Genomic DNA, 12,800 nt, shown 5'->3' with positions numbered 1-12,800 from the left:
GCAACCGGGTGCGAAGACACGCGAAAGGGAGCTGATGACGGGCCTGGGAGCCACTGCGGCTGGCTGAAGCTGGAGCAGTGTTACCACGAGCCGCTGGAGCCGTCTCAACAGATCGCTACCAGGCGCATCAGGGGTTGCAATCCGGCGGTGGCAGCTGCGCCATCAAGAAGCGCTCCACCTGCTCCAGCCCCTCACCACTGCGGAGGTTGGTGAAGCACCAGGGGCGGCCGCCGCGCATGCGCTCGGTGTCGTGCTCCATCACCTCCAGGCTGGCGCCCACCAGCGGCGCCAGGTCGGTCTTGTTGATCACCAACAGGTCGGAGCGGGTGATGCCGGGGCCGCCCTTGCGGGGGATCTTGTCGCCAGCCGCCACGTCGATCACGTAGATGCAGAGGTCCACCAGCTCGGGGCTGAAGCTGGCGGCCAGGTTGTCGCCGCCGCTCTCCACCAGCACCAGATCCAGGCCCGGGAAGGCCCGCTCCAGCTCCTCCACCGCCGCCCGGTTGATCGAGCAGTCCTCGCGGATCGCCGTGTGGGGGCACCCGCCCGTCTCCACGCCGCGGATGCGCTCGGGTTCGAGGGCGCCGGCGCGGGTGAGGAACTGGGCATCCTCCTGGGTGTAGATGTCGTTGGTGACCACCGCCAGCTGCAGCCGCTCCCGCAGCCGCCGGCAGAGGGCCTCCACCAGCGCGGTCTTGCCGGAGCCCACCGGTCCGGCCACCCCCACCCTCAGCCGGCTGCTGCCGCTGACCATGGCTAGCCCACCACCTGGGTGGCTTCCTTGAGCAGCGAGTCCGGCAGGGTCACGCCGATCGCCTTGGCGGTGGTCTTGCTCACCAGCAGGTCGGTCTTGGTGAGGGGCTCGAAGGCGATCTTGGCGGGCGATTCGCCCTTGAGCACCCGCACCGCCAGCTTGCCGGCGGCGTAGCCATCGGCGTGATAGGTCCAGCCGATCGTGGCCAGGGTGCCCGGCAGCTTGATGTCGTCGGCATCCACCGAATACACGGGGATCTTGTTCTCCAGACCCACCTTGGCGATCGAGCCGAAGCCCTGGATCGTGGCGTAATCGCCGATCTTCACGAAGGCCTCCACCTGTTTCTCCGCCAGGGCCTGGGCCGCCTGCAGCACCTCACCGGAGTTGGCCACCGCCTGCTCCACCACCGTGATGCCGCGCTTGGCGGCCTCCTCCCGCAGCACCTTGGCCTCGTATTCGGAGTTGGGCTCGCCGGGGTTGAAGATCAGACCCACGGTCTTGAGGGCCGGGTTCACGGCCCGGGCCAGATCCAGCTCCTTGCCCACCGGGTTGGTGCCGATGGTGCCCACCACGTTGGGCTTGTGCTGGCCCACGCCGCCGGGGGGCGTGCCGGCGCCGGCGCCCCAGGGGTTGGAGGTGTAGGTGAAGATCACCGGCACCGAGGCGGGCATCACCTTCATGGCCGCCTGCAGGGGCGGCGTACCCACCGCCACCACCATGTCCACCGGCTCCCCCAGGAACTGCTTCATCACCAGGGTGGTGTTTGGCAGCTCGCCGGCGGCGTCCTTGCGGATCAGGGTCACGGTGGAGCCGTCCTTGAAGCCGGCATCGGCCAGGGCCGCGATCACGCCGTCGCGGGTCTGGTTCGGCGGCGGCGCATCCACCATCTGCAGGATGCCGATCACCGGGCCCTTGGCGCTGCGCTCGCCGCCGAGCTTGCCGCAGGCGGCCAGCAGCAGGCTGCTGCCGGCACCCGCCCCCATCAAGGCGAGAAACTCGCGGCGGCCGAGGGTCATGGGGAGGGGGAGAATCCAGCGCCAACTGTGGCGCTGCCGTAGAGGGCCCGCAATGAGGCCGGGGTGAACTGTTGCCGCTCAGCGGCGCTCCAGTCGCCGATCAGCTGGCCGTCCTGCAGCATCACCAGCCGGTCGCCGTAGCGCAGGGCCTGGTCGAGGCTGTGGGTCACCATCAAGGTGGTGGTGCCGAGCCGGCGCACCAGCCGCTCGGTGAGCTCCATCACCGTGGCCTCGGCCCGGGGATCAAGGGCGGCGGTGTGCTCGTCGAGCAGCAGCAGCTGCGGCTGTCCGAGGGTGGCCATCACCAGGCTGATGGTCTGGCGCTGGCCGCCGGAGAGCTGGCCCACCATGGTGTCGAGCCGATCGGCCAGGGGCAGCCCCAGCTCCTCCAGCAGGGCGGCGTAGCGGCGCCGATCGGAGCGGCTGGGGTGCAGACCGCCGAACAGACCGCGCCGACCGAACACGCTGCGGCGACGGCATTCGGCCAGGCGCAGGTTCTCGGCGATGGTGAGGCTGGGGGCGGTGCCATCGAGGGGGTTCTGCATCACCCGACCGATGACGCGGGCACGCCGGTAGTCGGGCCAGCCCACCAGGTCCCGCCCATCGAGCTCCACCGAGCCGCCGCCGGCCCGCAGGGTGCCCGCGATCAGGTTGAGCAACGTCGACTTGCCGGAGCCGTTGCTGCCGATCACCACCACGAACTGGCCGGTGGGGCAGCCGAGCTGGAAGCCGTCGAACAGCTGGCGCCAGCCGCCGCCGGGTTGGGGGTGGCCCCAGCTCAGGTCGCGGACCTGCAGGCTCATGGCCGGCCTCCGGGATCGGAGAGGCCGGGGATGCGCACCCGCCCCAGGGCCAGGGCCGCCAGCAGCAGAAGGGCCGTGGCCAGCTTGAGGTCCACCGGCTCCATGCCCAGCTGCAGGGCCAGGGCGATCATCGCCCGGAACAGCACCGAGCCCACCACCACCGCCAGCAGGGCCATGGGCACGCTGCGGGGCCTCAGCACCGACTCGCCCACGATCACGGCCCCCAGGCCGAGGATCAGCGAGCCGATGCCCATGGCCGAGTCGGCGAAGCCGTTGTAGAGGGCCACCAGGGCACCGGCGAGGGCCACCAGGCCGTTGCCGGCGGCGATGCCAACGGTGAGGCCGCGGCGGGTGCTGATGCCGTTGGCACGGGCCATCACCGGGTTGTTGCCCAGGGCCCGCAGGGCCAGGCCCAGGTCGGTGGCGAGCATCAGGGCCAGGAAGCCGATCAGGCCCGCCACCACCAACAGCAGCGCCAGGGCCCACTGGCCGTCGGGACCCAGGCCCAGATCGGGCAGGTGGCCGATCGCCAGGGGCGGATCGGTGAGCGGGATGTTGGAGCGGCCCATCAGCCGCAGGGTCACGGTGTAGAGGCCGGTGGTGGTGAGGATGCCGGCAAACAGGTCGTTCACCCCCAGGCGGGTGTGGATCAGGCCGGTCACGGCGCCCGCCAGGGCCCCCAGGGCCACGGCCGCCAGCAGGGCCAGGGGCGGGGCCACGTCGCGGCTGATCAGCAGGGCGGCGCTGCCCCCGCCGAGGGCGAAGGAGCCGTCGACGGTGATGTCGGCGAAGTTGAGCACCCGCAGGGTGACATACACGCCGAGGGCAAGACCGGCGTAGGCCAGGCCCTGGTCGAAGGCGCCGATCCAGATGGAGAGCATCGGCGCATTGTGCCGGCTATTCCGGAGGGGGCCCAGGTGGGGGCCGGCGCCTTCAGCTGCGGAACAGGCGCGAATACAGCTCGGCGTGCTGGAGCTGGGCCAGGCCCGCGCCCACCCCGCCACTCCAGAGATCGCGGGGATCGGCCGCGGCCAGGGCCGCCCCACGCTCGGCGATCAGGGGCGCCAGGGCCAGCTGCAGCCGCTGGCCATCGGTGGGCCCCAGGGGCACCAGCCGCACCGCCGCACTGATCTGGTTGGCCACCCAGCCGTAGAGGTAGGCCTCCTCCAGGTCCGGGGCGGCCAGCTCCAGGCAGAGCCCGGCCCAGGCGAAGGCGGCCGGCCAGGCCAGGGCAGGCGGGCGCGGGGCGGCACCTGGAGCCGGCGCCGCCGCACCGGGCAGGGGCCAGCCCAGATCGGCGAGCAGCTGCAGCAGCGACTGGCCCATCTGCAGCTGCTGGGCCCGCAGCTCGGCCGCCTCGCGCTGGGCCAGCAACCAGCCGTCCAGCTCGAACAGCGTCTGGCGCGCCGGGGCACCGCGCTCCAGGCCGGGCCCCGCGGCCTCCACGTCCCGCCAGTGGCGCAGGGCGGCGGTCAGGGGCGCCAGCGCCGCGGCCTCGATCGCCACCGCCCCGCGCCGCAGCTCCGCCTCCAGCCAGCCCCGCAGGGCCCGCGCGTCGGCCAGGCGCCCGGCCTGCACCAGCACCTCCAGCCCCTCGGAGTAGCTGAAGCCGCCCACGGGCAGCGCCGGGCTCACCAGCTGGAACAGACGCAGCCGCGCGGCGTCCGCCATCAGGCGTGGGAATGGTGGTGGTGCTGGTGCGCACCCACGCCATAGGCACCGGCCTCCGGCTGGAAGGGGGCCTGCAGCGCCTCCAGCTCCAGGCCGCGGTGGCGCAGCAGCTCCGCCAGCACGGAGTCCTGCAGCAGCCGCAGCTCACCGGGGTGGAGTTCCAGGGCCACATGGCGATTGCCGAGGTGATAGGCCGCCTGCAGCAGCGCCAGGGGATCGGCCGCCCGCACCCGCAGCAGCGGCTCCGGCGCCGCCTCCACCCGCACCCGGACGCCGCCGGGGCCACCCAGCCACTCCCCCGGCTCCAGGGCCGCCCCGCGGGGCAGCTGCAACAGCAGCGCCCGGCCGCAGGCACTGGCGCGGCGCCCCCGCAGGCTGGTGCGCTCCTGGGCCGTGAGCGGCAGCAGCAGCGGGGCGGCAGCAGCGGCCGCCTGGGGATCGCGGCCCAGGCGCTGCTCCAGCAGCAGCGGCTCCTCGGCCCCGGGGGCCGGGGGAACCGGATCCGGGCTGCCGGCGGGTGACGACGCGGAGGGCAGGGCGGACGACACGGGGGAAGGGGAGACGAACGGGATGGCGAGAGGCGTGACGGCCAGACGAACCGGCAGCCGGGCGACCGGATGGTCGCGGGACAGGGACGGCACCCTGGCGACCTGGGGCCCCACGACCCTGTGCCCGTTGTTACCGGAACGCGGCTGGCGCGACCCCAGCATGGCCCCATGAACGGACCGGTCCCAGCTCCCACCAGCCCCCAGGCCGGTCCCTCCCTCCTGCCGCCCCCAGCCCCCTGGCGCGGCGAGGCCCGGCTGCAGTTCGCCCTGGGCGACGGCGGCCGCACCGTGCACCAGGGCGGAGCCACGGCGCCGCTCAAGCTGCAGCGGGCCGTACAGCGCGGCGATGGCCGCTGTGAACTGCCGCTGCTGCACACCGCCGGCGGCCTGGTGGGCGGCGACCAGCTGCGGCTCCAGGCCGAGCTGGCGCCCGGCAGCCGGGCCCTGCTCACCAGCGTGGCGGCCCAGAAGGTCTACGGCTCGGTGGGGCGCTCCCGCCGTGCGCCGGAGGGCAGCTGGGCCCAGCAGGAGCTGGAGCTGCGGCTGGCCGCCGGCGCCGACCTGGAGTGGCTGCCCCAGGAGCTGGTGCTCTACGGCGGTGGCCTGTTCGAGCAGCGCACCCGGGTGGAGCTGGCACCCGGGGCCGGCTTCCTCAGCGCCGAGGTGGTGCGGCTGGGGCTGAGCGCCGCCGGCGAGGACCTGGGCCCGGGCCGCTGGCGCTCCCAGCTGGAGATCCGGCGCCAGGGCGGTGAGGGCAGCCGCTGGGAGCTGGTGGATCGGCTGGAGCTGGGCGGCGAGGGCCTGGATCAGGACCACGGCATGGCGGGCCAGCCGGTGTTCGGCAGCCTGGTGTGGGCGGCGCCCGAACCACTCGAGGCCGGCCGCCTGGCCGCGCTGCTGGCCGCCTGCCGCGGTGACCGCGAGGGGCTGGAGGGGGAGATGGCCTGCGGCCCCCTGCCCCAGGGCCTGGTGGCCCGCTACCGGGGCCGCTCCACCCAGGCGGCGCGCTTCTGGTTCACGCGCCTCTGGGCCCGCACCCGCGCCGTGCGCGGCCTGGAGCCGCCGGCCCTGCCGCGGGTGTGGCCATTCCAGGAGGATCCCCTGGCGGGGGTGGCGGCCTGAGGGCCCCGCACAGACGACCCGCCCGTTCCCCCTGAACCTTCCAGGGGGACCCACCGCTGCCAGAGTGCCTGCAGACCCCACGTTCGCCGGACCCTCCCAGGCGCCATGCACCTGACTCCCCAGGAGAAGGACAAGCTCCTGATCGTGACCGCCGCCCTGCTGGCGGAGCGGCGCCTGGGCCGCGGCCTCAGGCTCAACCACCCGGAAGCTGTGGCCTGGCTGAGCTTCCAGGTGCTCGAAGGTGCCCGCGACGGCCGGACCGTGGCCGAGCTGATGGCCGAAGGCAGCACCTGGCTGAGCCGCGACCAGGTGATGGAGGGGGTGCCGGAGCTGGTGCACGAGGTGCAGATCGAGGCGGTGTTCCCCGACGGCACCAAGCTCGTGACCCTGCACGACCCGATCCGCTGAACCCCAGACCCACCCCCCGCGTCCGCCCCTCCGCCATGGCCCCCCTGATCCCCGGCGAGCTGATCCCCGAACCCGGTCACCTGGAGCTCAACGCCGGCCGGCCCGTCACCACGCTGCTGGTGGCCAACACCGGCGATCGGCCGGTGCAGGTGGGCTCCCACTTCCACTTCCACGAGGCCAATGGCGCCCTGCAGTTCGATCGCGAGGCGGCCCGCGGCCAGCGGCTCGACATCCCGGCCGGCACGGCGATCCGCTTCGAGCCCGGCGACAGCCGTGAGGTGCAGCTGGTGCCCTACGCCGGCGAGCGGCGGGTGTTCGGCTTCAACGGCCTGATCAACGGCCCCCTCGACTGAGCCGGCCCGGCCACCTGGCCGCGACCCGACTCCGCCGCCTCCCCTGCGTCAGCCCACCCCCCTCAGCCGCCCCGGCCATGCCCTACCGGATCGATCGCCGCAGCTACGCCGAGACCTACGGCCCCACCACCGGCGACCGGCTGCGACTGGCCGACACCGAGCTGATCCTGGAGGTGGAACAGGACTTCACCGTCTACGGCGATGAGGTGAAGTTCGGCGGCGGCAAGGTGATCCGCGACGGCATGGGCCAGGCCCAGACCACCCGCGCCGACGGCGCCGTGGACACGGTGATCACCAACGCCCTGATCCTCGACTGGTGGGGCATCGTGAAGGCCGACATCGGCCTCCGCGACGGCCGCATCGCCGCGATCGGCAAGGCCGGCAACCCCGACACCCAGGCGGGCGTGACGATCGTGGTGGGCCCGGGGACCGAGGTGATCGCCGGCGAGGGCCACATCGTGACCGCCGGCGCCATCGACACCCACATCCACTTCATCTGTCCCCAGCAGGTGGAGACAGCCCTCGCCAGCGGGGTTACCACCATGCTCGGCGGCGGCACCGGTCCGGCCACGGGCTCCAACGCCACCACCTGCACCCCCGGCGCCTTCCACATGGCCCGCATGCTGCAGGCGGCCGAGGGCCTGCCGGTGAACCTGGGCTTCTTCGGCAAGGGCAATGCCAGCACCCCCGAGGCCCTTGAGGAGCAGATCCGCGCCGGTGCCATCACCCTCAAGCTCCACGAGGACTGGGGCACCACCCCAGCCGCGATCGACTGCTGCCTCTCCGTGGCGGATCGCTTCGACATCCAGGTGGCGATCCACTCCGACACCCTCAACGAGGCGGGCTTCGTGGAGGACACGATCCGCGCCATCGGCGGCCGCACCATCCACACCTTCCACACCGAAGGGGCCGGCGGCGGCCACGCGCCGGACATCATCAAGATCTGCGGGGAAGCCAACGTGCTGCCCAGCTCCACCAACCCCACCCGCCCCTACACCCGCAACACGCTCGAGGAGCACCTCGACATGCTGATGGTGTGCCACCACCTGGACCCCAGGATCCCGGAGGACGTGGCCTTCGCCGAATCGCGCATCCGCCGCGAGACGATCGCCGCCGAAGACATCCTGCATGACATCGGCGCCTTCTCCCTGATCGCCAGCGATTCCCAGGCCATGGGCCGGGTCGGCGAGGTGATCACCCGCACCTTCCAGACCGCCCACAAGATGAAGGTGCAGCGCGGCCCCCTGCCGGGCGACTCGGACCGCAACGACAACACGCGGCTCAAGCGCTACATCGCCAAGGTCACGATCAACCCGGCGATCGTGCACGGCATCGACCATCAGGTGGGCTCGGTGGAGGTGGGCAAGCTGGCGGATCTGGTGCTCTGGAAGCCGGGGTTCTTCGGCGTGAAGCCGGAGCTGGTGGTCAAGGGCGGCTCGATCGTCTGGGCCCAGATGGGGGATGCCAATGCCTCGATCCCCACCCCGGGCCCCGTGCACGGCCGGCCGATGTTCGCGGCCTTCGGCAAGGCCCTGGCCCCCAGCTGCCTCACGTTCCTGAGCCAGGCCGCCCTGGACGACGACGTGCCCCGCAGGCTGGGGCTGGAGCGGGCCTGCGTGCCGGTGCAGAACACCCGTGGCGGCATCGGCAAGGCGGCCATGAAGAACAACACCGCCCTGCCCCAGGTGGAGGTGGATCCCCAGACCTACGAGGTGTTCGCCGACGGCGAGCTGCTCACCTGCGAGCCGGCCGAGGTGCTGCCGATGGCCCAGCGCTACTTCCTGCTCTGAGGGCGGTTCGGGGGCGGCTCAGGTTCCCGGCCGGCGCGGCCCTCAGACCTCCAGGGGCCGGCGCACCGTCCGGCGGCAGGGCAGCAGATCCGGCAGTTCGGCCAGCTGCTGGTCGAAGCCGATCCCCATGGTCACCACGTAATCCGACTTGACGAACCAGCGCAGCTCCCCCATCACCTCGCTGACGCCGAAGGAGGGGTGGGCCGTCACGTTCAGGCGCACGCGGTGGCGGGGCGCGAAGGGGTGGTCGGTGGTCTCGGTGATCAGCAGGCAGAGGCCCCCCAGGCTCACATCGAGGATGTCGGCCAGCAGCCAGGCCGTGACCGGCTCGAGCGCCTCATTGAGCAGCTGCAGGCCGATCGGCCGGCACACCTCCACGGGATGGCGGTAGGTGCGGCGCTGATTGGGGCCTCGCCCCTCCTCCCCCAGTTCCTCAGGGGATCCGTAGAGCAGGGTGCCGGCCTCCACCTCCAGGAGCTGTTCCAGCTCGGCCAGGGCCAGCGCGTTCTCGGCGGTGTTCTCGGGCTCGCTCCCAGGACCACCCTCGGCGCTGTCCTGCCCCACGGCCTTGCCGCCAACGGCGCCCGCGTCGGGCCGGGGTGACTCCTCGGGCGGGAAAATGGAAGGCATGGATCGGATCCGGCGGCGGGACCGCTGGGCGCCAGCAGAGTCCACCCTCAAGGTAGGGCCGTTCCCCCGCCACCGCTACTCCCTGCCGAGCCACCGGGGGCGGCCGCCGCTGCCCACGCCGTCCGCCCAGACGCCCAGGCCGGGCCCCGCGCGACGGCCGGCGATTCCGTAGCAAGCGAGACCTGGAAGGGCGTGAGCGCTCAGCAGGATGGCCCCCACGCGAGGGCCTGCATGTTCACGGACTACCGACCCGACAAGGGCTACGACGAATACTTCAGGAGCAGCGATGAACCCCGCGCCGCCCTGCGCCCCCTGCTCTCCTCCCTGGGGGCCCTGGGACTGGAGGAGCTCAACCGGAACCACGCTGCCGCCGGCGTTCTGCTCAAGCGCCTGGGGGCGACCTTCCGGCTCAACGGGTCGGGCAGCTCAGGAGGCGAGCGCATCCTGCCCTTCGATCCCCTGCCCCGGCTGATCCGCACCGGCGAGTGGCAGCAGCTGGAACGGGGCCTGATCCAGCGCCTCGAGGCGATCGATCGGTTCCTGGCCGACGTCTACGGCGACCAGCACATCCTCAACGACGGCGTGGTGCCCCGGGAGGACGTGGAGAGCTCCCAGGGCTGGCGGCCCCAGATGCGGGGCTTCAAGCCACCGCTGGGCCGCTGGTGTCACATCTCCGGGCTGGATCTGGTGCGCGACGGCAGCGGCACCTGGCGCGTTCTGGAGGACAACCTGCGCTGCCCCTCGGGCGTGGCCTACTTCCTCGAGAACCGGCGCGTGATGAAGCGCATGTTCCCGAGCCTGTTCCAGGGCCGCACGGTGCAGCCGATCGACGCCTACCCCTCGCACCTGCTCCAGACCCTGCGGGACCTGGCCCCCTGGACCGAGCATCCGCGGGTGGTGCTGCTGACCCCGGGGGTGTTCAACAGCGCCTACTTCGAGCACAGCTACCTGGCCCAGCAGATGGGCATCCAGCTGGTGGAGGGGCGCGACCTCGTCTGCCAGGACGGGCGGGTGTGGATGCGCAGCACCGGCGGCCTGCAACCCGTGGATGTGATCTACCGCCGCATCGACGACGACTTCCTCGACCCGGCCGTGTTCCGCGCCGACTCGATGCTGGGGGTGCGGGGCCTGATGGAGGTGTACGCGGCGGGCCGGGTCGCCATCGCCAACGCCCCGGGCACGGGCGTGGCCGACGACAAGCTGATCTACGCCTACGTGCCGGAGATGGTGCGCTACTACCTCGATGAGGAGCCGATCATCGCCAACGTCCCCACCTACCTCTGCTCCCGGCCCGACGACCAGGCCTATGTCCTGGCCCACCTGGGCGAGCTGGTGGTGAAGGCCGTCTCGGAGGCCGGGGGCTACGGCATGCTGATCGGCCCCCACGCCGCTCCGGGGGAGATCGCGGAATTCGCCGACAAGATCAAGGCCGATCCGCGCAACTTCATCGCCCAGCCCACCCTGGAGCTCTCCACGGTGCCCTCCCTGAGCGAGGGGGAGCTCTATCCCTGCCATGTGGATCTGCGCCCCTACGTGCTGCGGGGCAAGGACGCCTGGGTGAGCCCGGGGGGCCTGACCCGCGTGGCCCTGCGCCGCGGCTCCCTGGTGGTGAACTCCTCCCAGGGCGGCGGCTGCAAGGACACCTGGATCGTCGATGACCAGGAAGCCCAGCAGGAGGCGCTCGCATGCTGAGCCGCGTCGCCGATTCCCTCTACTGGATCAACCGCTACGTGGAGCGTGCCGAGAACATCTCCCGCTTCGTGGAGGTGAGCGAGGCCATGGCCCTCGACTGCCCCCCCGGCAGCGCCGAGCCCTGGCTGCCGCTGATCGACGCCAGCGGTGACCGCGAACTGTTCGACCGCCTCTTCCCCGGTGGTGGCCCCGCTCAGGTGGTGGAGTTCCTGGTGCGCTGTCCGGACAACCCCAACAGCATCGTGAGCTGCATCGCCCTGGCCCGGGAGAACACGCGCCAGATCCGCGACGTGATCACCACGGAGATGTGGGAGCAGATCAACGGCCTGTACTGGACCCTGCTGGAGAGCGAGAGCTTCTGGGACCAGCCGCCCCAGGAACAGCTGCGGGAGATCCGGCGGGGCTGCCAGCTCTTCTACGGCGTCACCGACGCCACCCTCAGCCGCGACCTCTCCTGGCAGTTCAGCCGGCTGGGGCGGCTGATCGAGCGTGCCGACAAGACGACCCGCATCCTGGACGTCAAGTATTTCCTGCTGCTGCCCAGCCCGGAGGAGGTGGGTGGCGTGCTGGACGAACTGCAGTGGATCTCACTGCTGCGCTGCGCCGGGGCCTACCAGATGTTCCGCCAGTCGAGCCAGCAGGCCATCAACCCCCGGGCGGTCGCCGGCTTCCTGCTGCTGGATCCGGTGTTCCCGCGCTCGGTCCGCTACTGCCTGGAACGGATCCACGAAACGCTGCGGATCGTCAACGGCCAGCGGTTGCCCGGCACGCCCGACGAGCTGGAGTGCCTCAGCGGTCTGACCCTGGCCCGCTGGAGCTACACCCACATCGATGAGCTGATCGCCGGTGGCCTGCACGAGGCGATTGACGACCTGCAAAGCGACCTGAACCGCCTGCACGATCTGATCCATGATCGCTACTTCGTGATCACCGCCTCCAGCGGCAGCAGCGACCCCACCGGCGCCCCAGAGGCACCTGCGGCAGCCCCAGCCAGCCCTTCACCCGTCTCCAGTTCCGCCCCGGCATGCGCGCCCGCCTGATCCACCGCTTCGAATACCGCTACAGCGCGCCGGTGCTGCTGGGGCCGCATCGCTTCTGCCTGCGGCCGCGCCCCCATGGGTTCCAGCGACTGCTCGACTATCGGCTGGAGGTGACTCCCGAGCCCAGCCAGCTCTACGACCTCCTGGCCGCCAGCGGCGACATGGTGACCCGGGCCCGCTTCCTGGGGGAGACCGACCGCTTCCTGGTGGTGGCCCACTCCGAGGTGGAGACCCTCAGCCAGCCCCTGGTGACGGCCTGCCTCGACGAGGACATGGCCCGGCTGCCGGTGCCGATCGGCCGGCTCAACGGGGACCTGCTCAGCAACCTGCAGGGGTGGTTGCCCAACGGCCAGCACGATCCGGCGGCGGTCGACCTGGCCCAGGAGGCCCTGATGGGCAGCGACCAGCGCAGCCTCACCTTCCTGCAGCAACTGATCGAGATCATTCAGGACCGGGTGAAATACACCCAGCGCCATGTGGGGCCGGCCTGGCCGGCCGGTCGGACCCTCAAGGAACGGGTGGGGTCCTGCCGCGACCTGGCGGTGCTGATGATCGAGGCCTGCCGCAGCGTGGGACTACCGGCCCGCTTCGTGAGCGGCTACCACCTGGTGGAGCCGAAACCCGAGCGCTACGACCTGCACGCCTGGACGGAGGTGTACCTGCAGGGGGCCGGCTGGCGGGGCTTCGATGCCAGCGGCATGGGGGCCGTGGACGACCGGTACATTCCCGTGGCCACCTCCTCGCGCTCGGATCTCACGGCGGCCATCACCGGCAGCTTCTCGGGGCCGCCTGGGGTGGAGAGCGACCTGGAGTGGAGCATCAGCGCCGAGATCCTCAGCGCCGACACCGCACCGCTGCTCAGTGGCAGCTGAAGCCAACGACAGCAGCCCCCATCAGGCGGTTTCAGCCCATGGGCCCCTGTCTGTAACCGTTGGTGCTGCCGCATCGGCCGAAGCGCGCGATGACGGGTCCA

14 protein-coding genes are annotated in these 12,800 nt (G+C 71.8%); 7 read left to right on the top strand and 7 right to left on the bottom strand.

The features are described 5' to 3' along the window. Positions 1-127 precede the first annotated feature (127 nt). Genes ureG through ureE form a run of 6 tightly spaced genes read right to left on the bottom strand, consistent with a single transcriptional unit; the run spans position 128 to position 4,711 of the window. Entirely contained in the window at positions 128-754 is a 627-nt protein-coding gene (gene ureG, locus ACLV7J_RS13120; RefSeq protein WP_411869516.1) for an urease accessory protein UreG, read from the bottom strand. Positions 755-756: 2 nt separating this feature from the next. After that, complete coding sequence (locus ACLV7J_RS13115) at positions 757-1,770, bottom strand: ABC transporter substrate-binding protein (protein ID WP_411869515.1); 1,014 nt, start codon at positions 1,768-1,770, stop codon at positions 757-759. Then, positions 1,767-2,573, bottom strand: coding sequence for an ABC transporter ATP-binding protein (locus ACLV7J_RS13110; protein WP_411869514.1), 807 nt, complete (start codon positions 2,571-2,573; stop codon positions 1,767-1,769). Before ACLV7J_RS13110 ends, ACLV7J_RS13115 begins: the two co-directional genes overlap by 4 nt. After that, complete coding sequence (locus tag ACLV7J_RS13105; protein WP_411869513.1) at positions 2,570-3,454, bottom strand: ABC transporter permease; 885 nt, start codon at positions 3,452-3,454, stop codon at positions 2,570-2,572. The genes ACLV7J_RS13110 and ACLV7J_RS13105 overlap by 4 nt, the downstream gene beginning before the upstream one ends. Before the next feature lie 52 nt (positions 3,455-3,506). Further along, a complete protein-coding gene (locus tag ACLV7J_RS13100) occupies positions 3,507-4,244 on the bottom strand; it encodes an urease accessory protein UreF (RefSeq protein ID WP_411869512.1) in 738 nt (245 codons plus the stop codon). After that, complete coding sequence (ureE, locus tag ACLV7J_RS13095; RefSeq protein ID WP_411869538.1) at positions 4,244-4,711, bottom strand: urease accessory protein UreE; 468 nt, start codon at positions 4,709-4,711, stop codon at positions 4,244-4,246. The genes ACLV7J_RS13100 and ureE overlap by 1 nt, the downstream gene beginning before the upstream one ends. A 249-nt stretch (positions 4,712-4,960) precedes the next feature. Between ureE and ACLV7J_RS13090 the strand changes: the two genes are divergently transcribed. From ACLV7J_RS13090 to ureC, 4 genes are all read left to right on the top strand, one after another. After that, entirely contained in the window at positions 4,961-5,914 is a 954-nt protein-coding gene (locus ACLV7J_RS13090; RefSeq protein ID WP_411869511.1) for an urease accessory protein UreD, read from the top strand. Positions 5,915-6,019: 105 nt separating this feature from the next. Beyond that, on the top strand, positions 6,020-6,322 hold the full coding sequence (locus ACLV7J_RS13085) for an urease subunit gamma (RefSeq protein WP_411869510.1): 303 nt from the start codon (positions 6,020-6,022) through the stop codon (positions 6,320-6,322). Positions 6,323-6,357: 35 nt separating this feature from the next. After that, positions 6,358-6,675 (top strand): urease subunit beta, encoded by a 318-nt coding sequence (locus ACLV7J_RS13080; RefSeq protein ID WP_411869509.1) that lies wholly within the window; start codon positions 6,358-6,360, stop codon positions 6,673-6,675. 77 nt (positions 6,676-6,752) lie between these two features. Next, positions 6,753-8,465, top strand: a complete 1,713-nt coding sequence (gene ureC / locus ACLV7J_RS13075; RefSeq protein ID WP_411869508.1) for an urease subunit alpha — start codon at positions 6,753-6,755, stop codon at positions 8,463-8,465. A gap of 42 nt (positions 8,466-8,507) precedes the next feature. Here the strand turns inward: ureC and ACLV7J_RS13070 are convergent, their stop codons facing one another. Beyond that, positions 8,508-9,095 carry a PilZ domain-containing protein gene (locus ACLV7J_RS13070; protein ID WP_411869507.1) on the bottom strand — a complete coding sequence of 196 codons (588 nt, stop codon included), beginning with the start codon at positions 9,093-9,095 and terminating at the stop codon, positions 8,508-8,510. 231 nt (positions 9,096-9,326) lie between these two features. On the opposite strand from ACLV7J_RS13070, the gene ACLV7J_RS13065 reads away from it, so the two are divergent. Genes ACLV7J_RS13065 through ACLV7J_RS13055 form a run of 3 tightly spaced genes read left to right on the top strand, consistent with a single transcriptional unit; the run spans position 9,327 to position 12,699 of the window. After that, complete coding sequence (locus ACLV7J_RS13065) at positions 9,327-10,787, top strand: circularly permuted type 2 ATP-grasp protein (protein WP_411869506.1); 1,461 nt, start codon at positions 9,327-9,329, stop codon at positions 10,785-10,787. After that, positions 10,781-11,827, top strand: a complete 1,047-nt coding sequence (locus ACLV7J_RS13060) for an alpha-E domain-containing protein (protein WP_411869505.1) — start codon at positions 10,781-10,783, stop codon at positions 11,825-11,827. The genes ACLV7J_RS13065 and ACLV7J_RS13060 overlap by 7 nt, the downstream gene beginning before the upstream one ends. Then, entirely contained in the window at positions 11,812-12,699 is an 888-nt protein-coding gene (locus tag ACLV7J_RS13055; RefSeq protein WP_411869504.1) for a transglutaminase family protein, read from the top strand. Before ACLV7J_RS13060 ends, ACLV7J_RS13055 begins: the two co-directional genes overlap by 16 nt. The last annotated feature ends 101 nt before the right edge of the window (positions 12,700-12,800 follow it).

Source organism: Vulcanococcus limneticus LL, assembly GCF_943369875.1.
Taxonomy (GTDB): domain Bacteria; phylum Cyanobacteriota; class Cyanobacteriia; order PCC-6307; family Cyanobiaceae; genus Vulcanococcus; species Vulcanococcus limneticus_A.
Note: the sequence above shows the minus strand (reverse complement) of the source record. Positions and strands in the feature narration are given on the sequence as shown.